The sequence below is a fragment of the Bacillus sp. BP-3 genome (assembly GCF_028401955.1).
Taxonomy (GTDB): Bacteria; Bacillota; Bacilli; order Bacillales; family Bacillaceae_G; genus Bacillus_A.
In genome coordinates, this window is sequence record NZ_JAQOTJ010000012.1 from 1 (window position 1) to 21,943 (window position 21,943).

25 protein-coding genes, 4 pseudogenes and 1 other annotated feature are annotated in these 21,943 nt (G+C 33.2%); of the genes and pseudogenes, 11 read left to right on the forward strand and 18 right to left on the reverse strand.

Annotation, left to right across the window (positions count from 1 at the left end):
* Window positions 1-71 (reverse strand): helix-turn-helix domain-containing protein (locus PLX19_RS17790; protein ID WP_272187482.1); only part of this gene is annotated, 71 nt, incomplete at its 3' end.
* 317 nt (window positions 72-388) lie between these two features.
* Between PLX19_RS17790 and PLX19_RS17795 the strand changes: the two genes are divergently transcribed.
* Together PLX19_RS17795 and splB are read left to right on the forward strand one after the other, a co-directional pair.
* The gene (locus PLX19_RS17795) at window positions 389-652 is read left to right on the forward strand and encodes a transcriptional regulator SplA domain-containing protein (protein ID WP_272190228.1); all 264 of its coding nucleotides are present in this window, start codon (window positions 389-391) and stop codon (window positions 650-652) included.
* Entirely contained in the window at window positions 649-1,677 is a 1,029-nt protein-coding gene (gene splB / locus PLX19_RS17800; RefSeq protein ID WP_272190097.1) for a spore photoproduct lyase, read from the forward strand. Before PLX19_RS17795 ends, splB begins: the two co-directional genes overlap by 4 nt.
* 774 nt (window positions 1,678-2,451) lie before the next feature.
* Here the strand turns inward: splB and PLX19_RS17805 are convergent.
* Window positions 2,452-2,909 (reverse strand): annotated as a pseudogene (locus PLX19_RS17805) (DUF4303 domain-containing protein).
* Between the two features lie 9 nt (window positions 2,910-2,918).
* Between PLX19_RS17805 and PLX19_RS17810 the strand changes: the two are divergent.
* Window positions 2,919-3,703 (forward strand): annotated as a pseudogene (locus PLX19_RS17810) (hypothetical protein); the annotation flags it as partial.
* Window positions 3,704-3,830: 127 nt separating this feature from the next.
* Window positions 3,831-4,289, forward strand: coding sequence for a GNAT family N-acetyltransferase (locus tag PLX19_RS17815; RefSeq protein WP_272190098.1), 459 nt, complete (start codon window positions 3,831-3,833; stop codon window positions 4,287-4,289).
* Window positions 4,290-4,340: 51 nt separating this feature from the next.
* Here PLX19_RS17815 and PLX19_RS17820 read toward each other — a convergent pair whose 3' ends face one another.
* The 4 genes from PLX19_RS17820 to lysS form a co-directional block, all read right to left on the reverse strand.
* The gene (locus PLX19_RS17820; RefSeq protein ID WP_272190099.1) at window positions 4,341-4,580 is read right to left on the reverse strand and encodes a DUF3977 family protein; all 240 of its coding nucleotides are present in this window, start codon (window positions 4,578-4,580) and stop codon (window positions 4,341-4,343) included.
* A 346-nt stretch (window positions 4,581-4,926) separates the two neighbouring features.
* Window positions 4,927-5,358 (reverse strand): hypothetical protein, encoded by a 432-nt coding sequence (locus PLX19_RS17825; RefSeq protein WP_272190100.1) that lies wholly within the window; start codon window positions 5,356-5,358, stop codon window positions 4,927-4,929.
* Window positions 5,355-5,561 carry a helix-turn-helix transcriptional regulator gene (locus tag PLX19_RS17830; protein WP_272190101.1) on the reverse strand — a complete coding sequence of 69 codons (207 nt, stop codon included), beginning with the start codon at window positions 5,559-5,561 and terminating at the stop codon, window positions 5,355-5,357. Before PLX19_RS17830 ends, PLX19_RS17825 begins: the two co-directional genes overlap by 4 nt.
* A 133-nt stretch (window positions 5,562-5,694) precedes the next feature.
* A complete protein-coding gene (gene lysS / locus PLX19_RS17835; RefSeq protein WP_272190229.1) occupies window positions 5,695-7,248 on the reverse strand; it encodes a lysine--tRNA ligase in 1,554 nt (517 codons plus the stop codon).
* Between the two features lie 77 nt (window positions 7,249-7,325).
* Window positions 7,326-7,581: a binding site (T-box leader), on the reverse strand.
* Between the two features lie 194 nt (window positions 7,582-7,775).
* Between lysS and PLX19_RS17840 the strand changes: the two genes are divergently transcribed.
* A complete protein-coding gene (locus tag PLX19_RS17840) occupies window positions 7,776-8,342 on the forward strand; it encodes a PadR family transcriptional regulator (RefSeq protein ID WP_272190102.1) in 567 nt (188 codons plus the stop codon).
* Window positions 8,342-9,520, forward strand: a complete 1,179-nt coding sequence (locus PLX19_RS17845) for an MFS transporter (RefSeq protein WP_272190103.1) — start codon at window positions 8,342-8,344, stop codon at window positions 9,518-9,520. Before PLX19_RS17840 ends, PLX19_RS17845 begins: the two co-directional genes overlap by 1 nt.
* An 896-nt stretch (window positions 9,521-10,416) precedes the next feature.
* Here PLX19_RS17845 and PLX19_RS17855 read toward each other — a convergent pair.
* From PLX19_RS17855 to PLX19_RS17890, 8 genes and pseudogenes are all read right to left on the reverse strand, one after another.
* A complete protein-coding gene (locus tag PLX19_RS17855; RefSeq protein WP_272190104.1) occupies window positions 10,417-10,596 on the reverse strand; it encodes a hypothetical protein in 180 nt (59 codons plus the stop codon).
* On the reverse strand, window positions 10,587-10,730 hold the full coding sequence (locus tag PLX19_RS17860; protein WP_272190105.1) for a hypothetical protein: 144 nt from the start codon (window positions 10,728-10,730) through the stop codon (window positions 10,587-10,589). The genes PLX19_RS17855 and PLX19_RS17860 overlap by 10 nt, the downstream gene beginning before the upstream one ends.
* A 105-nt stretch (window positions 10,731-10,835) precedes the next feature.
* Window positions 10,836-11,087 (reverse strand): hypothetical protein, encoded by a 252-nt coding sequence (locus PLX19_RS17865; RefSeq protein ID WP_272190106.1) that lies wholly within the window; start codon window positions 11,085-11,087, stop codon window positions 10,836-10,838.
* A gap of 711 nt (window positions 11,088-11,798) precedes the next feature.
* On the reverse strand, window positions 11,799-12,356 hold the full coding sequence (locus PLX19_RS17870) for a DUF4352 domain-containing protein (RefSeq protein WP_272190107.1): 558 nt from the start codon (window positions 12,354-12,356) through the stop codon (window positions 11,799-11,801).
* 74 nt (window positions 12,357-12,430) lie between these two features.
* Window positions 12,431-12,733 (reverse strand): hypothetical protein, encoded by a 303-nt coding sequence (locus PLX19_RS17875; RefSeq protein ID WP_272190108.1) that lies wholly within the window; start codon window positions 12,731-12,733, stop codon window positions 12,431-12,433.
* Between the two features lie 545 nt (window positions 12,734-13,278).
* Window positions 13,279-13,755 (reverse strand): hypothetical protein, encoded by a 477-nt coding sequence (locus tag PLX19_RS17880; RefSeq protein ID WP_272190109.1) that lies wholly within the window; start codon window positions 13,753-13,755, stop codon window positions 13,279-13,281.
* A 275-nt stretch (window positions 13,756-14,030) separates the two neighbouring features.
* A pseudogene (locus tag PLX19_RS17885) lies at window positions 14,031-14,498 on the reverse strand (VOC family protein).
* A 152-nt stretch (window positions 14,499-14,650) separates the two neighbouring features.
* Window positions 14,651-14,827: pseudogene (locus PLX19_RS17890) on the reverse strand (DnaB-like helicase C-terminal domain-containing protein); the annotation flags it as partial.
* Between the two features lie 265 nt (window positions 14,828-15,092).
* On the opposite strand from PLX19_RS17890, the gene PLX19_RS17895 reads away from it, so the two are divergent.
* Together PLX19_RS17895 and PLX19_RS17900 are read left to right on the forward strand one after the other, a co-directional pair.
* Window positions 15,093-15,443, forward strand: a complete 351-nt coding sequence (locus PLX19_RS17895; protein ID WP_272190110.1) for an ASCH domain-containing protein — start codon at window positions 15,093-15,095, stop codon at window positions 15,441-15,443.
* Between the two features lie 18 nt (window positions 15,444-15,461).
* Complete coding sequence (locus tag PLX19_RS17900; RefSeq protein ID WP_272190230.1) at window positions 15,462-15,902, forward strand: DUF2269 family protein; 441 nt, start codon at window positions 15,462-15,464, stop codon at window positions 15,900-15,902.
* Between the two features lie 253 nt (window positions 15,903-16,155).
* Here PLX19_RS17900 and pssA read toward each other — a convergent pair whose 3' ends face one another.
* On the reverse strand, window positions 16,156-16,647 hold the full coding sequence (gene pssA / locus PLX19_RS17905) for a CDP-diacylglycerol--serine O-phosphatidyltransferase (protein WP_272190111.1): 492 nt from the start codon (window positions 16,645-16,647) through the stop codon (window positions 16,156-16,158).
* Between the two features lie 269 nt (window positions 16,648-16,916).
* Window positions 16,917-17,615: a transcriptional regulator YeiL gene (gene yeiL, locus PLX19_RS17910; protein ID WP_272190112.1), complete on the reverse strand. Its 699-nt coding sequence runs from the start codon at window positions 17,613-17,615 to the stop codon at window positions 16,917-16,919.
* A gap of 96 nt (window positions 17,616-17,711) precedes the next feature.
* Here yeiL and PLX19_RS17915 point away from each other — a divergent pair, with 96 nt between their 5' ends.
* From PLX19_RS17915 to PLX19_RS17925, 3 genes are all read left to right on the forward strand, one after another.
* Window positions 17,712-18,134, forward strand: a complete 423-nt coding sequence (locus PLX19_RS17915) for a DMT family transporter (RefSeq protein ID WP_272190113.1) — start codon at window positions 17,712-17,714, stop codon at window positions 18,132-18,134.
* Window positions 18,135-18,147: 13 nt separating this feature from the next.
* Window positions 18,148-18,612 (forward strand): DMT family transporter, encoded by a 465-nt coding sequence (locus tag PLX19_RS17920; RefSeq protein WP_272190114.1) that lies wholly within the window; start codon window positions 18,148-18,150, stop codon window positions 18,610-18,612.
* A gap of 365 nt (window positions 18,613-18,977) precedes the next feature.
* Complete coding sequence (locus tag PLX19_RS17925; RefSeq protein WP_272190231.1) at window positions 18,978-19,712, forward strand: alpha/beta fold hydrolase; 735 nt, start codon at window positions 18,978-18,980, stop codon at window positions 19,710-19,712.
* A gap of 299 nt (window positions 19,713-20,011) precedes the next feature.
* Here the strand turns inward: PLX19_RS17925 and PLX19_RS17930 are convergent, their stop codons facing one another.
* Entirely contained in the window at window positions 20,012-21,226 is a 1,215-nt protein-coding gene (locus PLX19_RS17930; RefSeq protein ID WP_272190115.1) for an MFS transporter, read from the reverse strand.
* Between the two features lie 101 nt (window positions 21,227-21,327).
* On the reverse strand, window positions 21,328-21,780 hold the full coding sequence (locus tag PLX19_RS17935) for a MarR family winged helix-turn-helix transcriptional regulator (protein WP_272190116.1): 453 nt from the start codon (window positions 21,778-21,780) through the stop codon (window positions 21,328-21,330).
* Window positions 21,781-21,943 lie beyond the last annotated feature (163 nt).

The following is a 21,943-nucleotide window of genomic DNA, read 5'->3' on the forward strand; positions in this document are numbered from 1 at the left end:
GTCTTAGCGATTAAAATTTCTTGTTTTTTGTTTGGGTATATACGGAATTTATATGCTTTATTAACAATCATGACTTTCACCTCCTTATGTATATAATTTTAGAGGTGAAGACATAGAAAAACAAACAGTAGTATTACAATTTCCTAACATTCTTTTAGAATTAAAAGTAGCACTCGAACAGTCGGACAATCGAGATGGTAAATCGCCATCTCTTGTCCGAAGGCGATTCATCCCCCACCTACTCATTGGGCTACGCCCTTCACATTCCTTGAGTTGGAGTATTCTCCCCTATTTTAGATAAAAGAAGACATATTTTTATCCACTATTGGAAAAAATTTATAATGTATAACTTAGCACATTGAATTTTATAAAAAGAAAAGGTGATAAGATGGAATTTTCTAACAACAATAATGTTTATCATGCTGGAGATATTGTTTATATTTTTTATCGAAACCCCCACACTCAGGACGTAGCAAATATACAAGCTGCAGCAGTTGTCAATAATCCTGAGAGACCAAATGAATTAGCATTATTTCTTTATGAAACTTATTATCCACTAACAAATGAGATGGCGGTTTATTCTACTGAAGAAGAGGCAAATCAAGCCTATACCTACTATTATGGGGATGTTTCAGAAGGGATGTTAGAATGAATAACCCGTTTATGCCTAAACTTGTATACTTTGAACCCAAAGCATTAGATTATCCATTAGGGAGAGAACTTTATGAGAAATTTTCAAATATGGATGTTGAAATTCGTCATACTACTTCCCACAATCAAGTGAGAGACCTGCCAGGCGAAAACGATTTCCAAAAATATCGAGTAGCAAAATCTACTCTTGTCGTTGGTGTTAGAAAAACACTGAAATTTGATACTTCAAAGCCTTCAGCAGAGTATGCTATTCCCTTTGCAACAGGGTGTATGGGACATTGTCATTATTGTTATTTACAGACAACGATGGGAAGCAAGCCGTATATCCGAACTTATGTAAATGTTGACGAAATTCTAGAAACTGCTGACAAATATATGGAGGCCCGTGTACCTGAATTGACAAGATTTGAAGCTTCGTGTACATCAGATATTGTAGGAATTGATCACTTAACTCATGCTCTTAAACATGCAATTGAGCATTTTGGAGAATCTGAATATGGAAAGCTGAGATTTGTTACAAAATTTCATCATGTGGACCATTTGCTTGATGCAAAACATAATGGAAAAACAAGATTTCGGTTTAGTGTAAACGCTGATTACGTTATTAAAAACTTTGAGCCAGGTACTTCCCCGTTACCTAAAAGAATTGAAGCAGCGGGAAAAGTAGCCAGAGCAGGATATCCTTTAGGGTTCATAGTGGCTCCTATCTATCTTCATGAAGGTTGGCAGGACGGTTACTATCATATGTTTGAACGTCTCGATGCTGAATTACCCCTTGATGTAAGAGATGATATTACATTTGAATTTATTCAACATCGTTTTACAAAGCCCGCTAAGAGGGTAATTGAAAAAAACTACCCTATGACAAAATTAGAATTAGATGAAGAGAGAAGAAGATATAAATGGGGGAAATATGGGATTGGTAAATATATTTATCAAAAAGAAGAAGAAGAAGATATAAAAAATCACCTTTATTCTTATATGAAAAAGTTCTTTCCAAATGCGAAATTGGAATATTTCACATAATGTAGTATAACTGAGATACGTGTAAAAATGAGTCATATCCTTACTTTTATTCCTAGATATGACCCCATTAAGTTAAGAAATTCTTTGTTCTCCAAAACGAAAAAGCACTCCAATGAGTGCCTTTCTTTGACTTAATAGGCTCAGTATCAGCGTCGCTGTAACCAGAGAAAATGTAGGTGGATCCTCTTCTATGTTGCATAAATCTTTTCTCTATTTTGCTACAAATAGCATGTCATTATTAAAATTTAATTTGCAACACCTACTGGTTGCTTATATTAACTTGTTTAATTAGCCTTTCGCTTAGCCTACTGAGTACTGGTTAAACCGTGTCCAAAATGTGTCTAAATGTACAATTTTCTTTTTATAATATAGTGACCCCATGCCCATCAACTTAAGAATATTAACTACACCCAAATGTAAAAAAACGTTATTTTCTTAAACAAGACTATTGTTGATTCGAAATAAAGTTGTTACGTTTTAAAAAAGTCCCTGATTCGGGATACAGTTCATATTTTATCTTAAACTATTCTTTTTAAAAATTTTTTCTTATTTTTTTAGTTAAAGTAAGGAACGCATTTACTGGAAAAGTTGATTAAATAAATAACATAATTTCTCTTGTACCAATTTCAATGCAATATATTTTGATTTATTGTAAAATAGTAAGTGGAAATAAAAGGATATTATTTTATTATTAGGCTCTGTTAATATTAATTGTTGACTTTCGAATAAAAGAAAACCGCCTCTTATAGAGAACAGTTTTACTTATATTCATTCTTATGCAAATTCTGAAGCATATTCTTCGTATATCTTTAATGTATTAAGCAATCGAGCTGATTCAATCATGATTTCGTTCGACGAATCAGTTACACAAATGACAATAAATCGATTATCATTTGTGTCTCCAAACAATCCTTCTGATTCAAGTTCCATTAACACATTGATTCTTTCAACAGTGTATTTACTCGCATGTTAAAGTCATCTTCGACGGTTTCATGATATTTCTTAATAATTTTGTTCACTTCATCAAACATTTCGAAATCGTCCCATTCGCTCCACTCAACAGCTCCATATCTATAATAATTGTATAAAGGGTCCGATTTATTAACTTTGATCAGTCTTTCTTTATTAGCCACTGGTCCAATGCTATTGACACAATCGTCTGTTAATATGGCGTACCCATATATTGTGTCAACACCGCACCTAGTTATAAGTTTGTTATAATGACAACGAATTGCATTTTTCTACAAGAATATTTAAAAACAAACTATGGAATACAAGGCGAGTTTTCTGTTATTCAGACAGATAATAATTGGTTTGGAGGGATTGGCCATCAAACTTATGTAGAAATGAAAAAGCCATATCGTGCTTATCCGTTCTTAATGATTGAAAGAGATACTTTGAAAATCTTAAAAGATGATAGTGACGATATCTATCTTGAACAATTCAAGGGTGCATATATTGAGCAACACCCAGAAGTAGTTCAAGTAATGAAACAGATCATTAAAAAATATGGGTTAGTGAAATATCCTGATAAAGTTGTCCTAGAAGGGCATAACCCTATTCGTATCTTTCCTTACAATAACATTAAGTTAAATATAAATAATTCTCAAGCGCTACTTAATGATTTTAAAAAGACTCAAAAGATTGATACTACTGGACTTTTACCTACATTAATACCAAGTGATCCCCGACGTGAAAATTATAATATTAGGTATGTAGGTGTGGTGAATTTTCAATTTGAATTTGACATGAATAAAAATAAGCATCCTATTCCAAAGGCCAAAGGTCTAATTGAGGACTTTCAAAAAAGTGGGATATTAAAAAAGGGATATACAACATAGATATGTTAGTAGATGATTCAAATCCAGATCATTCTGTGGGATGGGAATATAATAATGTAGCTTTGTTTGAAGTCGATGAAAATGGTAAATATACCATAATTGCTACTCCTAAATATGATGATTTAGATAACTCTTACTTTTACGGAGATTATGCAGCTAAAAAAAAATATAGAATAGAATTTTAGGTTGATTTGTTCAATCTTAATTTTGATTTTGTCTTTTTCTCATCATCAATCCTTTATCATTTACAAGCCATAATGCAGGAAATATCTAATCCATAAAGAAATGAAGTACAAAAGGAGGCAATATATTATGTACATTTATCATAACGGACTCATTATTCGCGAAGGAACAAAAGGAATCCCTGCTTCTTCTGTGAAAATTCTATTTCAAGATGCTGGCTGGATTGGAAATCATACTCCTACTTGGCAAGATGAACGCTTCAGTTTAATATTTGAAAATTCTACTTGGGCTTTTACAGTATGGGATCATGAGGAAATGATTGCGATGATACGAGTCATATCAGATCAAATTATGGCTGCTATGATTATGGATGTAGTCGTAAAAAGTGAATATAGAGGACAAGGCATTGGAAAAAAGCTCGTAGAGTTATGCTTACAAAAGTTACCCCACGGTGATTGGTTTGCGAATACTTCAGCAAATAACTTTGAGTTTTATAAAAAATGTGGCTTTGAAGTTAAAGATCTTTCTCAAAATGGTGCTTGTGCGTACTATGGATTTGTAGAAGCCAGAAAACAAGGGCATAGATGAAATAAGAGGAATCAAAAGTACATTATACGTAACCTTTTGATTCCTTTCTACTTATCTTCTACTAACAATTCCAAAAACAAATTTAAATTCTTTACGGTTCTTTTTCATTTTCTTAAAGCCTTCTTTTGTATCTACAATAAAACACGTTTCCCCTACCCAACATCTCATATACGCCGATTCAAAATGAATTGGCTTCAAAACACCACGTTGCTCCGTCTCAGTTCCATCATCATATTCTATTTCTGTTCTAATAAGCCACTTATTCCCGATTCCAAATTCAATATACTTCAATTGTATTTCCCCTTATCAAAATATTTATCAATTTTATTAACATAATTATGTTATGTAAACTTATATTTCTTATGTTGATTTTCTCTTTTGGCCATACAATTGATTCTATGAATGGAATGTAGAATCCTTCTTTTATTTCTCATTAATAAATCATTGTTGCATCGCTACTTCCATTCGACATCATCCAAAGGATTTACCAAAATACATTGTAGTGTGGAATAAATGGATAGTTGATATTGCTTTGAAGTAAAAGCAAATATCAATTAAACATGTATTTTCAGTAAATGTAATATAATAACAACTTATCTTTTCTTCTAAAAAATAGTAACAATTATATTAACACATTCTACTCATCTTCTAGATCCAGTCCCTGTTTCACCCTTAAATTATATACGTAGTAAACCGGTATAAGACCACAAATAAATATAATAGCTCCTAATAATAGACCATCTTTACAGCCAAAGTTGGGTGTAATGGAAGTAAGATATGCAACACCTGTCCCAATTACAGTTAATACTGCCATGCTAGCAATAAACGATTTCTTAGGGTTTTTTATTTTCTTTTCATGTTCTACACTAATACTCATTGATAAATAAGCAGCTACAATAGCGGTTAACATAAATACCATCCAAAGAGGATTTTCACGCATCCTCTCCATTCCACCTTGAATGAAGTCGTAGCCAAGAATACATAAAACCCCTGTTGTTTGGACGATATACGCAATTTTAATGTTTTGTAAATTCCTTAAAGTAAGTCTTTCATCTGTAATTTTTTTCATTCAAAATCCTCCTGCTCCACCCAAAATATTTCATCTAGTTTTGCATTTACGGCATAGCAAATTTGTAAACATAACTTTAATGACGGATTATATTTCCCTTTTTCAATAAGGCTAACCGTTTGTCTTGTAATACCGACCGCATCAGCAAGCTGCTGTTGTGTCAAGTCTGCTTTTACGCGAGCAACCTTTACGTGATTTTTCATATGACACCCTCCACTTAAAATGTAATATATATTTTACTTTATGTAAAGTATATATTACATCGAAATAATAGTTCCTCCGTATCTCGAGATAGGAAGAACTATCATTTTGAAAAATATCTTCAATCTATTTTTATTAAAAATCTAATAAAGAAACCATTCGCTCAACCCCTACCGCCTGAATCAACAGTGGCAATCGTGGTCCATTTGAACTATTCAAAACGAGTTTATACACTATATTAAATAATATTTTTTGATTGGCTCTCATGGTTTTCTTATCCCCGTCATGGCAAATCGCATATGTTTTCTCCATTAATTGATCTATCTGCCAACTTTTACGAATTACGTCACAAAGTTCATTTAGCCACTTTTTCTGAATCTCATCTAATGTTTCATAGTATTCTATATCTTTTTTATCATTTATACGAATCATTTTTTGTGGATTCCAATTTTTAATCCAATATTCTACTCGATCACTTATTGCCTCGGTGTCTGTTATGGTATATTCCTCACCTGTTTTACTAAGAACGCTTTGTAATACTTGTACTTGGAAGTTTACTAATGGTAAGAGACTTGCAACTTGGTTAAAATTCGGAAACACTTCATTGTCATCGTTAACTTTTGATAATTTAAGTGACGAACATATATCTTTATCTTGTAATGTTCCATTTCGATAATTTTCTCGAAACCTTTCATATTCAGAATAATTTTTAATCACATCTTCATCTAGACCAATGTTAAATGATGCATTTGGTTTATACTTAGAAAACATAAAGAGGATAATTTCAGGTGAATATATGTTTAGTAGTTCATTTGGCGTTATTATATTTCCAGCAGAGCTAGACATTTTTTTATGATCGCCTTTTATTCCTATAAATTCATAAGCTACATAGCTAGGTGCTTCATAGTTAAAAATTCTCCGGGCAATTTCTTTCGACACGTTATAACTTCCTGTTTCTGAAGAGTGATCTCTTCCTCCAGGTTCGAATATAACATTTTCAACCATCCATCTCATTGGCCAATCTATTTTCCAATTTAATTTCAGATTATTCGCTCTCATTACTGATAATATAGAATGGTTTCCGCATCTACAAACATATTCAATCGTTTCATTTTCTTCATCAAAGATTTTTATTTCTGTATTATCTTTTCCACAATTCTCACAATATAGTGCAATTGGGTAGAAAGCGTTTTTCTCTTCTTCTGAAGCATCTCCCGTTTTATACTTCATGACTATGTCATATATTTCTTTTCTTTGTTGTAAAGCATGAAGAATGTGCTTGTTATATCTACCAGTTCTATATTCCTTACTTTGGTATAGAAACTCTACTTCAATCCCAAAAGCCATAAGCGACTTTTCAAATTCTGTTTCAAAGTGCTCTGCATACGACGCATGACACCCAAATGGATCTGGAATATCTGAATACGGCAAACCAATATATTTTTCAAAAGACGGATCAATGTTTTTAGGAACTTTTCTAAAACGATCATAATCGTCCCATGAGAAAATAAAACGTGTTTTCTTCCCTAAGTCTTGAAGTGCCTTTACTACAAAATGCGTTGTTACAATCTCTCGAAAATTCCCTATATGAACTGATCCAGAAGGACTAATTCCTGACGCGCACACAAAAGTATTTTTATTTGGATACTTATGAATTAATTCATTTGCTATTTTATATGCCCAGTGCATACTATCCTTCATAAAATTATTTCAAATTACTTTTACCTTTTTTCAAATAAAAAACTCCCACCCCCAAGATTAGAAATCTTGAGGACGAGAGTTGTGCTCATCGTGGTACCACCTCAGTTTATTGATATGTCACCATACCAACCTCTTCGGGTACGGCAAATTGCATATACCCTATCTCTATAACGGGAGAACCCGTCGCATTATCCCTAATCAACTTAGTTCCATACGAAGCTCCAAGTCTTTTTTCATTAAGATCGTTATCTCTCCTTCTCAACTACCGGAGTTCTCTGTTACATAACATTTCTTAATTACTCTTCTCTTCATCGCTGCTAATATTTTCAATTTTTTAATTGCATTAATAATAATCAGAAAAATGATTATTGTCAATTATTTTTAGTTATTACTCGTTGCTCCACATGTTTAAAAGTCACATTCCAATTCTTGACAAAACAAAACTTTTTCAATAAACTTACATTAATACTAAACGTTTAGTATTAAATGTTTTCTATTTTAATGGAGGGATAATGATGACGAGATTAATGGTACTTGGTTTATTAATGCAGTATGGCCCTATGTCTGGCTACGAATTACAGCAAGCAATGCAATCTGCGCAAACTGATACGTGGGCAGGTGTTTTCCCTGCTTCTATTTACCACGCTTTAAAAAAAATGGATAAAGAAGGATTGGTAGGACTAGATACTGTTGAAAAAACAGGAAATCGTTCCAAGGCAATATATAGTATCACACCAGCTGGAAAAGATGAATTTTATAAGTTAATGATTGAATCTTTTCAGCAATCTTCGGTAGTTTTCCCAACTCATCTATATACAGCACTAACTTTTTTCACAGCTGATGCAGTTTCTGTCGAGAAAATTACAGTTGCTTTGCAGGAGCAAAAAAAAGGGATTGTAGACATGTACGAAAATATGAAAGCAGGACAATCGATTAAAGAGAAAATGATTGACCTTCCTGAGCATGTAACTCTTATCTTTGAAAATATTTATGAGCAATGTGAGATGCAGCTTCGTTTTATTGAAAGGCTAGAAAAGAAGTTATCTATATTAGAAGAAAAGACCAGAAAGGAGGAAAAATGATGAAATCTCAAATAAAAATGTCTCGAATACAAAAAGCCGCTTTATGGGTTGTAGCAGTAGCCGTCTTTACTGACATGCTTATTTATGGAATGATTGTGCCTATTATTCCAAGCTACGCAAAAACACTTGGGGCCACACAAGCTGAGATTGGATTTTTATTTGGCAGCTATGCCATTACGTTACTTCTCGCAACCCCAATTTTAGGAGTGCTCTCTGATAAAGTAGGAAGAAGACTCCCTATGATTCTAGGTTTATTTGGATTAGCAGCTGCAACTATATTATTTGGATTTGCGAACAGTTTTTGGTTATTGCTTGTAGCACGAATGCTACAAGGTATATCTGCATCTGCAACATGGACAGCTGGGTTAGCCCTTCTTGCAGATGTATTCCCTCTGCAAGAACGCGGGAAGGCTATGGGGATTGCTCTATCCGGCCAAGCAATTGGGATGCTTTTAGGACCAACTATCGGCGGCTTTCTTTACCAATGGGGCGGCTATCACTTACCATTTATATTCGCTGCAGCAATCGCACTTATTGATGGGATATTACGAATCACATTACTTTATGATGAACCGAAACAGGATACTGACCAACGCATTTCTTATCGTTCCATCTTAAAGATGCACTCTTTATTTATGATTATCGGAATTATTATAATTGGAGCTGCCTTGCCTAGCGCTTTAGAGCCGACTCTTCCTTTATATTTACATAATATTTTACACGTAAGTTCAGGAACAATTGGACTTTTATTTGCGGTTCCTACTCTTGCCTATGGGTTTACCGCTCCAGTAATTGGGAAACTGTCAAATAAGCTTGGCAGAAATCAAACAATGATTATTGGACTTATAATTGCTGCTCTTTGCTTTCCATTCTTAACACTTATTCCTAATATTATCGCTGAAATATTTGTTCTTGCCGTGCTAGGAATTAGCTTTAGTTTCTTACTAGCACCCGCTCTGCCCGAACTGACATACCTCGCAGACAAAAATGGTATTCGTGCATACGGTATACTCTTTGCTATCTATAACACGGCATACTCAATTGGCATGTTCTGCGGTCCAACGTTAAGCGGCAGTCTATCCGATTTATTTGGATTAGCAAATACATTATACATATTTAGTCTTATTCTCCTATGTTATCTTGGACTGTTTTTTTTGAAAATAAAAAAACAAGCATGACTATCCTATAACGTATCTTTAAAAGATTTAACGTTAGATTAAAAACGCATCCAAGATATTATCTTTTCTTCTTTGTTCATTCCAGTATATTTAAGTGTCATTTGGAGTGTACTACGATTCAGTATTTCTTATAACATGGCTACATCTTTTGTTTGCTTATAGAGATCCTGCCCTATCACCATCAAGTTAAAATTTTATAATGCCCCCAAAACGATAGAAATAAGATTTGTTGCCATACACCTTTTAATCGAAATCATTTTTTGTAAAATTTTAATTTTTTACTTTTTTGTTATTATTTTATTATAGATCAGCATTTAAAGAACATTATTATATTAACAATTTTGCATAACTCTAAAAGGAGAAGACATGAAAAAGTCAATTGAAAAATTAGTTAAATCCATAACAGAATCAACTTCTATAACAGATATATGTGATAATCAAATATGTAACACATTAAGCCCTGTAATAGATTTTGTCATCTTTCCAGAATAGCTTATTTTTAATGCGACTACGTATTCCAACAAAATAGTTTCCCTGTTAATTTTTTAGCTATAATTGGGGTATTTGGACTTCTATTTGAATTCATTCTAAAGAAAGCATTTAAACAAGGTGCTCTATTAGAATTAACGATAAAAATTTTCGGGAAAATAATGACCATTGCAATACTCTTTTATGGTATTAAAATAGTTATATACTTAATACGATTAAAAAAATACTAAACTAATTTTTTGTTAGGAGATCACCCATCACCATTTAACTAAAGCGAAATTGTATCCCTAAAATGAAAAAAAGTTATCCTTTCCTATAATTCTACAGAAAGAATAGCGTATTTTTTCATTTTAGGGGGGTATTTTGTTTTGTCAGCTTGATAGCGATGTGGCGAGACCACATAACGCTCATTCACAATACTGATCTTTTGTTTTATGCCAATTGTGTAAACCATCTTGTGTTGGTTCGCCCTGCTGCTGACAGTATTTATTTACAATTATGTTTGTTGCTACGAAACCCGTGATCACGCAAAACGCTATGCCGATGATCACATACTTATTTTTCATATCGTCACCCCTCATTTCCATATATCCCCTTCTTTCGCAAGTTGCTCATAGTAAGCGTTTATTTTGTCGCGCTGCTCTTTTGTTGTTTTTTCGTTTGGCGTTTTATCTTCATAATCCTGTTTCGGTTGTTCTTTGTTCACGTTGCTGTTGTTCATATTTGACTCGTGCCTTCTGCTATTTATACTTGCCTAAAACTGTGTTTGTTGCTGCAAAACCCGCGGCCACGCAAAACACTATGCCTGTGATCATGTATTTCTTTTTCATATCGTCACCCTACCTTTTTTCAATTCCTGTATTTCCTGCATAAATAACGTTTGGTTGTATAGTAGCGTTGTCAATTGCTTAGAAACGTTGTCCAATTCCTCTAATACAAGCTTATATGATGCATTCTGATTAAATAATTCCGGGTTGTCTTCCTCGAAAGCTTGTGCCATTTGTTTTCTGCGAAATTTATAAATGCTGCTGTTTATGTTGACTTCTCGATTTTCTGAAATTTCACCAGTATCGATCATTTTATATTTGAGCCAAACTTGTTTTCCTCGTCTATGTACCTGTCCAATATCTCTAAACGGCCGCTTGCTATTTTGTGAACACTAGAAACATAGTATTTGCGCCTCTCTCTTAGTTCGGCCGACCTCAACTTATCACTCATACAATCACCTTATCTTTACCATTAAAAGTTATATTCACATGGTCTACTTTAACAATATTGGGTTATTTTAGAAATAACTAAACTTTTTGTAAGATTTATTCATTTCTAATAAAGGGGTACCACCAAAAATAAAATAAGCTGCCTATATGGACAGCTCATTTACATAATTTTTGAAAGCGGAAGTAAATTATTTGTCAAAAAAGTTAACCGCTCGCTTGGAATTAGTATTGTTTATTTTATATGCTTCAGCTTGAGCTTCATTTGTATTTTTTGCTACTGTAATTTGGGTTGTATCACTAACCCACAAAAAAAAGTTTCTTTGGATCCATCTTTGAATAAAATCATTATGTCAGAGTTAAACAGACTATAATTAGAAGTGGATATTATGTCTAATATAAGGACATAGATCCTCTTTTTTCTTACATGATATACCCCATAATAAGAGATTGAAAAGATGGTCTATTATGTATACAACGATAAAAGAACGTATGTTTGTTTTTGGTTAGGGAATGTAGCCTTTTCGAATATATAATTCACATTAAAGAACACTTCCACCAAATTATATTTAGACTTAGTTTTTTGGTGATTGCAGCTTATCAATTTTCCAGTGTGTTTCTAGAGGGTCTAAAGAGCTTTCAATATAAAACATATATTTATTTGCGGTACCTGGTACTTCAAAAGCTATTTTCAATTCTACCGTTTCATTTGGTTTAACTTGTATATCATAAGGAGGAGGGTTTTGGTCAAGCAGCTTTCCTTCATACACCTTACCGTCTTTTTCATCTTTTAAGGTATATTTTAATTCTGATAGTCCAATCATTTGACCTCGTACATTTTTTATAGAGACATTAACAACGATAGAATCGTTGCTATCATTTAAATATGCACTTTGAACGGTGGCCAAGTAATAGCCTCCCTTAATACTCTCACCAACTAATAAAATACCTTGTTCCAAGCGGATCATCTTTTCTTTTTCTTCAAAATCTATTAATTCTTTATTCTCATTTTTTGCAGTTGGTTCTTCTATTGAATCATTTTCAACTGCACTATCTTTTTTATCTTGTGTGCAAGCAGCCGTAACACTGACAAATACTAGACTTAAAGTAAGTAATATGGATAATTTTCTCATAAAATTTATCCGTCTCCTTAAATTTCTCGATTTTGTGCAACTATACATCTTATATAGCAATTCTATTTATAAGCTCATTTATTTTTTCCTCTGTCAATAAGCCATTTTAAGATTCCTATTATTAATATAAGGAGCGGTATTGCCTGAATAAAGAGAAACCCTTCCCAAAAATCAAGTTCAGTACTGTCTGGGGGAGCTGTTGCCATTCCACCTATAAAAAAAGCCATTGGAATTGCGAGTATATTTATCCCTAAACAGATTATTACAAATGATAGTTTTTTTTTCCTGATTTTTGGTGAATCAGCTTTGATAATTGCGAGTATTCCAGTGCCAATTATAAAAAACAGTATTACATAAAGTTCATTAAGATATCCCATAATATTCCTCCGTTATCCTAATTGTACCATTATCAAGGACAATTTTGTGCAAATTTGGATGAATAGGATATTCATGTGAGGTTAACATAACGTAACATTATTGGTAGCAAGGACAAAGGCAAAGTGTTGGTTTTGAGTAAAGTTTGATTAAAAAGTAGTTTATAACATTGATTCCATCATAAACAACCCCTTACTCTCACAAGGAATCTGCTTTTTTCTTTTTCTATGATTCTATGCATCTTTTTATACATTCCTATCCTGGCGCGGTTTTAGGGTTCTTGCTTGTTACTGGATTAGCCGAAAAACTGTATAAAATCTTGCATGCTCTTAGCGTAGGGTTTTCAAAATGATGGCGGTACCCCATTCCCATCGTGCTAACAGAACAGGTTGCCCCCAAAACGAGAAAATTAACATCTTCGGGTGAAAATGTACAATTTTTTTGTTTTGGAAGCGTTATAATATCCTTAGCTTGATAGCGATGTGGCGGTACCCCCTTAATAAAAAATATATAAACAAAGGTACCTATTTTGGTACCTTTGTTATTACTATAAATTTACTTCTTCTGTTAAAAAGAAATTGACAACTAACTTAGGAGCATCATTTTTAAGCCTATAACCTTCACCAGATTCTTTTATTACAGAAATTTCATTTTTATCATTAATTAAAACTGAGAGAGTTTCTTTTGAACCGTTTTTAAAATTAACTTCCATTTCTGCGTTTAAAGATTTTTTTTCCTTTTCATCTAAATGAAATTTAGTTGGTGAACCATCTTTTATTGTTTTAACAATATCTTTAATTAAAGATTCGTTTGAAGTTTGAGATTTAGTGGTTGTTAATTTATTATTTTCGTTTTGCCATTTTAATAATTGTATATTTTCTATTTCATTGTCTTTAAATATCATCAAATCGTTTTTTGTCTGTTTAGTATTATTTGTTTCAGTTGTTTTTGAAGTATTTAAAGAACAACCAATCAAACTAAAAACTAGTATACTAACAAAGAAATAATAGAATAATTGTTTCATTTTTATATCCCCTTCCCCTCCTAAAATACCATTATATAACTAGTAATACAATTAAAACCAATTAATTATTGATTTTCTCAACATAAATTAATAGGGATCAAATCACCATCAACCTAAAAAAGGCAAATACCCCAAAATAAAAAAATGAACTGAATTTTCGTAGACAACTATGGAGAGATAAAGTAAAGCTTCCATTTTGGGGATACTCCAAAATGGAAGCTTGATAGTGATGTGTTGTGACTCCGTTTAGTAAAATAAGCTTATCACACAATCTTTCACTTAAATGTATTGTTAACTCGTTCCTCCCAATCTACGAAGGACAACTTATCTGTAATATGTTTTAATTCATTAGGAACTTCAACATAACATATTAACTCTAAACTGTTACCATCTGGGTCCTTGAAGTATACTGAAGCATTCCCTTGATGCGGGCGAACAAATGGCTCAATAGATTTTCTATTACCAAATGGGACAGCTTCAACTTGAATAGAATCTAGCCACTTTAAAGATTCCTTTAAACCTTCATATGAAACTCGGAAAGCAATATGTCGTAAGGAAGGGTGGTATCGAGTTTCATACTCATTTCCTTCCCATAAACCCAACCAACTTTTCCCTTCTTCAATCCAAAAGAAAGCAGTATTTTCATCACTCTAAGCAAGATCCAATCCTAATTTCCGGTAAAATTCAATTGAATTTTGTAAATTACTAACTGGTAAGTGCGCTTCATACAATCCTTTAATCATATGGTTACCCTCCTACTCTCTATTCTTGAATATTAACTATATCAATTTACAAGCAATATTAAATCCACTAAAAGTATTAAAGTTCTATACATCTTTAGAGGTAGTGTAATAGGGACACACACACCAATAATACAAAATACAAATCTTGTATTCTAATAAAACGAAACCACCATCAGTGGGCTTTCTTCCCCTCCTTCCACAAACCTTCCATACTCTTTCAAAAAACGCAGCTTCACCAATCCAACAGGTCCATTCCGATGCTTTGTCACATAAATTTCTGTAACATCCTTGTTCTCCGTCTCCGGATCATAATAATCCTCCTGATACATTTGAACAAATTTTGATTTTCCATACCGATTACCTCCTTTTTTAGAGTACTAGTATCTATATGTCCAAAATTCAGAGATCAATTGCTATTATCTTGAGATTTTTGCACCAAAACTAAGCGCTGCTTTTTCCCATTATTGGTGTTTTATCGTATAAACATTGTATGAAAGTTTATTATCACTATTAAGTAGAAACTTGCTATATAGAATAATTTTTTTATATGATAAAGTGGACTTATGCTTAAATAAAAAAAGGAGAGTGACCCAGATGACAAACCAAAATGAAACGAACGCTTTACCACCAAAAACATGTACGATTGAACGTCTTATCACAATTCAGGAGGACATAGAAAAAGTGCTTGCAGGACAGAAAACGGCTACTCGCCGCAACGGGAGATATGCGGATGTCGGGGAAGTGATGGAGCTTCAAGGTCATCGGTATGTTGTGGAGAAGGTCTATTCGCAGTCACTTGGCGAATTGACTGATGAGCATGCCCGTCAAGAAGGCTATGCGAATGTGGAGGAATATAAGAAATCTATCCTGTCTCTTCACCCTGGTATGCCATGGCTGCCAAATATGAGAGTTTGGGTTCATGAATTCTGTCCCATCGAAGGTTAATGTGATATAAGGATGGACATGTTGTATCGACTGCTTCTATATGTACATATTTTCAGTGTAATCTTATCCATCGGCCCGTTTTTTGTATTGCTTCCGCTCATCAAAAAATTGCGGGCTTCAGAGGCCTACGCGCGTCAGGCTTATCTGGATGTATTCCGATTTTCGGTCAGGCTGGCCAAGCATGCTGGGCATGTGCTGGTTGCATCCGGGGTTTTGCTTGTACTGGCGGGCCCTTGGACTTGGAAGACCCCTTGGATAGTGATGACCCTTATTCTCATGGCGAGTTCATTATTTTTCCTGGCCCGCGCCTTTTCGCCGACCATTCGGAAATTCAGCGAAACGGGCCAAGACAAGGACACCTTGATTCAATTGTTACGGCGTTCTGTTTGGATTTACATTGTTCTTTTAATGGCGATGTTATGGTTCATGGTGACAAAACCTGCGTTGTGGCAAGGGTGATAGATCTGGGGTGAATAGCGGCTTTGTGTGATTGCCGTTTGAATTCGCCGGGCGTAACTACAATAAGGACAAGCCAAAACTGGCTTGTCCTTATTGTAGTTACGCCTTGAAGAGGTGATGGAATAGCCTTTTATGATTTGGGCCTATTACCCAATTGCCATCAACCTAAAAAAACAAGTTACCCATAGGGCAATATTCTCGTTGGGGGGTATTAAGAGATCTTAACTTAATGGGCAAGAGACGGTACCTCCTCTTAAAGTTTTTTAAACCTAATTGGACTTACCATTAAGAGAGCGAGAATTAAGGTAATCCATGCATTACTATATGAAAACAATCCCATGACAGCCAATGGTAATCCAGCAGCTGGAATAGGTAATCCCATAAAATACCCAATGGTTGGTTTAACACTAAATTTAGCTAATCTTAAAGCACCCATCGTTGGGAAGAGGATAAATGCCAAAGAAGTTAAAATAGATGGTACCGCTATCGAATGAAATAAAAGTGCAGGAGCAACGCCAAAACTAACAATATCAGCTAAGGAATCCAATTCTACACCAAACTCACTATTCACTTTTAATTTTCTCGCAATCCTTCCATCAAGAAGATCTAAAACAGCCGAAAAGAAAATAAAAATGCAGGCCGCTTCCAAAAAGCCGCTCATATTTAAGGTAATTGAAAAAACACCGCACAATAAATTTCCAATCGTAAATAAATTAGGTATAGATTTTACTATCCAATTGAACAAAGTTGTCCCCCCTAAGTTAATCAAACTTCCTATTTATGTAGCATTTTCTATATATTCTTCCGCTATTCTAAAAAATAAATGACTAGTGTACGCTAAGCTAATTTCGGCAAGAAAAAAGCCGATTTTCTGTACATTAAGGAAAATCGGACCTATTGCTATTAAAGCAGAACTACCTAAAGGAAGACCGAGCCTATTTCATTTTTTATCGTATTTTCATCATTAATGAAAATCACCTGACCCTACTCACAACTTCACTTACAAACAGATATTTAATTTTGTTTATAAATATCTGCCGCTAATTCTTGCAGTAAAGACTCGTCTATTACCTCCAAATAACTCTCCTTCTTCTCTAACACTCCTTTTTCACAAAGAATATTTAACGTTCGCAGTAAATGCCGATAGCTTGTTCCTAATAACTCCGATATTTCGGTTAAATTCCCTTGAAATATTATCGTTTTTTCTTTATCTCCTCCCCTTTCACCTGTCGCAAGAATATAACTGGCTAATCGATTCTCAAGTGGATATAGTAAATTAATGGAACTATTTTGAGCAAGTCTAGCAAGTTTATATGCTAAAGAATCACAAATAAAGCTTAAAAAGGTTGCATCCTGAAGTAAATGCGTTCTAATTTTTTCTAATGGAATTCCAACGCAATATGAGTCCTCGATCACTTGAACATTAGAAAAAGTTTTTTGAGAACGAACTAATTCTACATCTCCTATGACTTCAAACCCATTATAAAAAGTTAATAATAACGACTTACCGTTACTTAAAGTCGTATATACCTTGGATTTTCCCTCTACAAAAAAATAAAGATAATAAAGCGTTTCATTTTCTCTACATATATATTCATTCTTTTTAAATAACAATAACTCCATCACAGGCTTTATATCATGACTAAAAAAATCTTTAATATTATTCTTTTGAATATACTCATCTAACTTCTTCGAATCATATATTTTTTTCATAAATTCTCCAAATCCCCTCTTCACTATGACATATGTCATAATACACGATACTTCAATCATGATAAATTAACTTTAAAAATGCAAGGGGGAAACACTATGTATAAATTACTTTCCGCATTTATCGGTGCTCTCATCGCACTGATGATTCCACTAAATGGCATCTTAGCAGAAGTTATAGGAAATTATAACGCTAGCGTTCTTATTCATATTGTTGGATTAATTGCGGTCATTATCATTTTACTAATCGGTAAATTTAAAATTAAGATCCAGAAAGGTATTCCACTTTACTTATATAGCGCCGGAGCCATCGGGGTGTTCACTGTACTCTTTACAAATGTTAGCTTTTCAACACTCGGTGTATCCTTGACAATCGCTTTAGGTTTACTCGGTCAATCGATTACTTCTATTATGATTGATCATTTTGGATTATTAGGAATGAACGCTGTGAAGTTTGAAAAAAAGAAAATGGTCGGCTTATTACTAATTGCTTCTGGAATTAGTATTATGAATACTTTTTAATGGAGGAGAAATGATGTTATATATATGCATTGCCATTTTAGCTGGCTGTTCCATTGTAATCGCAAGGGTGATTAACGCAAACTTAGCAATTCAAATTGGAATTTTCCAAGGTACATTTTTCAACTATATTACTGGTCTCGCTTTTTCGTTGCTATTTTTAATTTTTAGTAATGAAGCTTTTAACATGTCCTACACGACTTTGCAGTCCATACCGTTCCTTGCCTATTTAGGGGGATTGGTAGGCGTTATAGTTATTGGATTATCAAACTATATTATTCCTAAAATTTCTTCCTTCTATTTGACATTACTCATTTTTATCGGTCAATTAGGTATGGGCATTATACTGGATTTTTTCAATTCACATGACATATCAATTGGTAGGATAGTTGGTGGTTTGTTAGTATTAATGGGACTGACATATAATTTAATTATTGATCGGACGGATATACCTGTTCAAGATAAGAAACAAGCTTATTGAGGCTTGTTTCTTATTAGTATATTTACATAATATTTTCTAAATCTGAATTGGATAAAACCAACTGACCGTTATCCAAATTCTCTGTCCTCAATCGTTCTAAATTAAAATAATAATAGAGATGACCTTAAGCAATTTGGGTCACCTCATAAACCTCCTCTTCTTGCAAACAGTTTAGTTTTTCCAAATGACTTGAACAATGATTGTTAAAGGAGAATTAAACCCGTATAAAAACTAACATCTTATTTCACATATGATACAATTCTATTTAGAGATTCTAGTCAAATGCATTTATTTTCAATACTGTCTTAGAAAGAAAAAATATACTGTTAATTACTAGGAGGATTAATGTGAAACTAAGAGAGAAAATGCCTATTCGAGAGAAAGAGCAGTTTATACAAATTAGTGGTTTCAAATTATTCACAAAGCTGTATGGGGAAAAAACAGACAAACCTACTATTGTAATGGATGCTGGATATGGAGATTATTCTAAAACTTGGAGTTCAATAATTAATGAAATTTCTCTGCTAACGGAAGTACTTGTCTATGATAGAGCTGGATTAGGAAAAAGCGAAAAAAGCCTTAATCCTAGAACGAGCCAAGAGATGGTAGAAGAATTGAACCAACTTCTAATAAAAATGAAGATACAACCTCCATACATATTAGTAGGTCATTCTTTTGGTGGCGTAAACATGCGGATATATGCTACAAAGTATCCTAACAACGTCGCTGCATTACTTTTGATTGATTCTACACCAGAAAGCTATAAAGAAAGATTTCTTCCAACAATGTCAAAAGAATTTCAACAAGCATATAACGACCAATTTATTTATGAAAGTACATACGATGAATTCACCGCAAGTCTAAAGCAGCTAAAACAAACAAAACAACAATTAAACGTTCCCTTAATCGTTTTATCAGCAGGAAAAAAAGATCATTATTCTAAAAAATCTCAAGAATTATGGAATGAAATGCAAAAAGAGATTCTTGAGATATCTACAAAAAGTGAGCTTATAATTGCAGAAAATAGTACCCACTATATACAAAATGATGAACCATTTGTAGTAATTGATGCAATACAACGATTAATTAATAACTTCTAAATTGAATTAATTATGTTTTTTATTAAGTGCTTATGCTCTTTAGTTTAGTAAAAGGAGAACACATCGTATTTATGATTAATATGCGCTCTCCTTTCTTCTTTCTAGCAAAAAAACACACCTGTTACTAATTCCTTTCAACACTTTCAAGCAACATTTAATTATCATTCCTTAATAATAATCCTATACAATTACCAAGGAATTACTTCTCAAAAAATCTCTTTACTCATATGACCATTAAAAGACCTTTTTTAATATTAGCCACCATAATAGCAAAGTATTTTCTATGAAATATTCTCAAATTATTTTACTTGAACTCGTTGTTCATCTACTGGTGTAATCGAATTTTCTTTTATTAAGTAATGAATAATTGGCAGCACTAAGAAACTTGCAATTGCACACATTATACCAATAGCTAAAAATGTCTGTCCGCCTTCCAATAGCCAGGAAGCACCTGTAGAGGCAATCATCATTCCGATATACATCGCTGAGCCATTTAGAGCCATTATAGTGCCCCTTACTTTGGGACTTAACTCTGAAATTAATGCTGTTAATGAAGATTGTCCAAATCCAATTGATGTACTCCATAATACATGTACAATTATTGCAAATATTATATGTTCAGTTAACAAAGTGAAACTAACAACTCCAACTGCAGCGATAATAGTAGCAATTGAGACAACTGCTTTTTTACCGATTTTATCTGCTAATTTACCTCCTATGACGTTGCCAATAATACTACCGGCTCCTGCTAAAAAAATGACCATTCCTATTTTTTCAACACTAAAGTCAAAATTCTCTTTGTAATAAACTCCAATATAAGAAAACATGCCTTGCAAACTGACAGTCCATAAGAAAGTAGACAATAATGCAAAAAACACAGATGTATTTGTAAAGGCTGTCTTTATGGCAGAAATCATTGCTACTGATGCAAAAATCAGAATTTGATTTGTTTGTGGTGTTTTAGGCAAGATACCCATAATAATAAATGCTACAATCATCCCTAAAATCCCAATACCATAAAAAGTCCATTGCCAATTACCGATGGAAGTTAAGAAAGCTCCAATTGGTACCCCTAGTACAGTAGAACCAACCATAGCCCCCATGATTATTCCCATTGCACTGCCCCGCATTTTATATGGTACTTTATCACCTATTAACGCAAAAATACTTGGCATCACCATAGCCCCAGATAAGCCTGTTAAAGCACGAAAAACTAAAATTGTATTAAAATTTTCTGATAGTCCTGTACAAAACGTTCCTATTGAAAATATAACCATCCCTGTCACAATCATTTGTTTACGCCCAAATTTATCAGAAATTGGACCAAAAAATGGAGCAGTTATTCCATAGAATAATGCATAAGAAGTAATTAACCATCCTCCCCTTTCCAGTGGTGTTGCAGTAGCTTTAGCAATATCAGGAATTAAAGGTGATACCACTAAAGAATCCATTCCAATAAAAAATGCTACAATTGCTAGTAGAATTAGCATATGTCTCATTCCTTTATCAATCATTTCCATCTCCCCCTCGGCTTCAGATTTTATTTCATATATGAAATAAATACTCAGATAAATAATTCATATATGAATTATTTATGTAAACAAAAATGCAACTATTAGTTACACTTTTGCACTTCTTCCCCAACATTTAACAAATGATGCTTATAGTCTTTGAGAATTTCTGATAAAGTAATACATTTTTCTTCATCAAAATATGAAAAATTTTCTTTAAGAAATGCTTTGTATTGAACATTTACCTTTTCTTTCGTTTCTTTACCTTTTTCAGTTAAATATACTAACGTTTCTCTTTGATCGTTTGGATTTTTAGTCGTTGTTACAAACCCATCTCTCTTCATCCGTTGAATTATAGTAGTAACATTACTAGGAGCACAACCAATTTTTTGTTTTAAATGAGACATCGAAGTTTTTTCTGACTCTGATAACACTTGTATAACTCCAAATTGAACTACACTAATATCGAATTGTTTCAATTGATTCTCGAGATTATTTTGTAATTGATGATATACCTCTCTAATTAAAGCATATAATTCCCTTGCTGCTACTTGCATAGAAAACACCCTTTCTGCAGAGAACAAATTCTACACTAAACAAGGAAAATAAAAATAATTGTATTCCCAATCATTTATCTGGAGTTTTACAACTATCTCTACATACTTTCCTCATTTTTCTATAAGTTAACAAATATTTCACATATGAATTATATTTTACCAA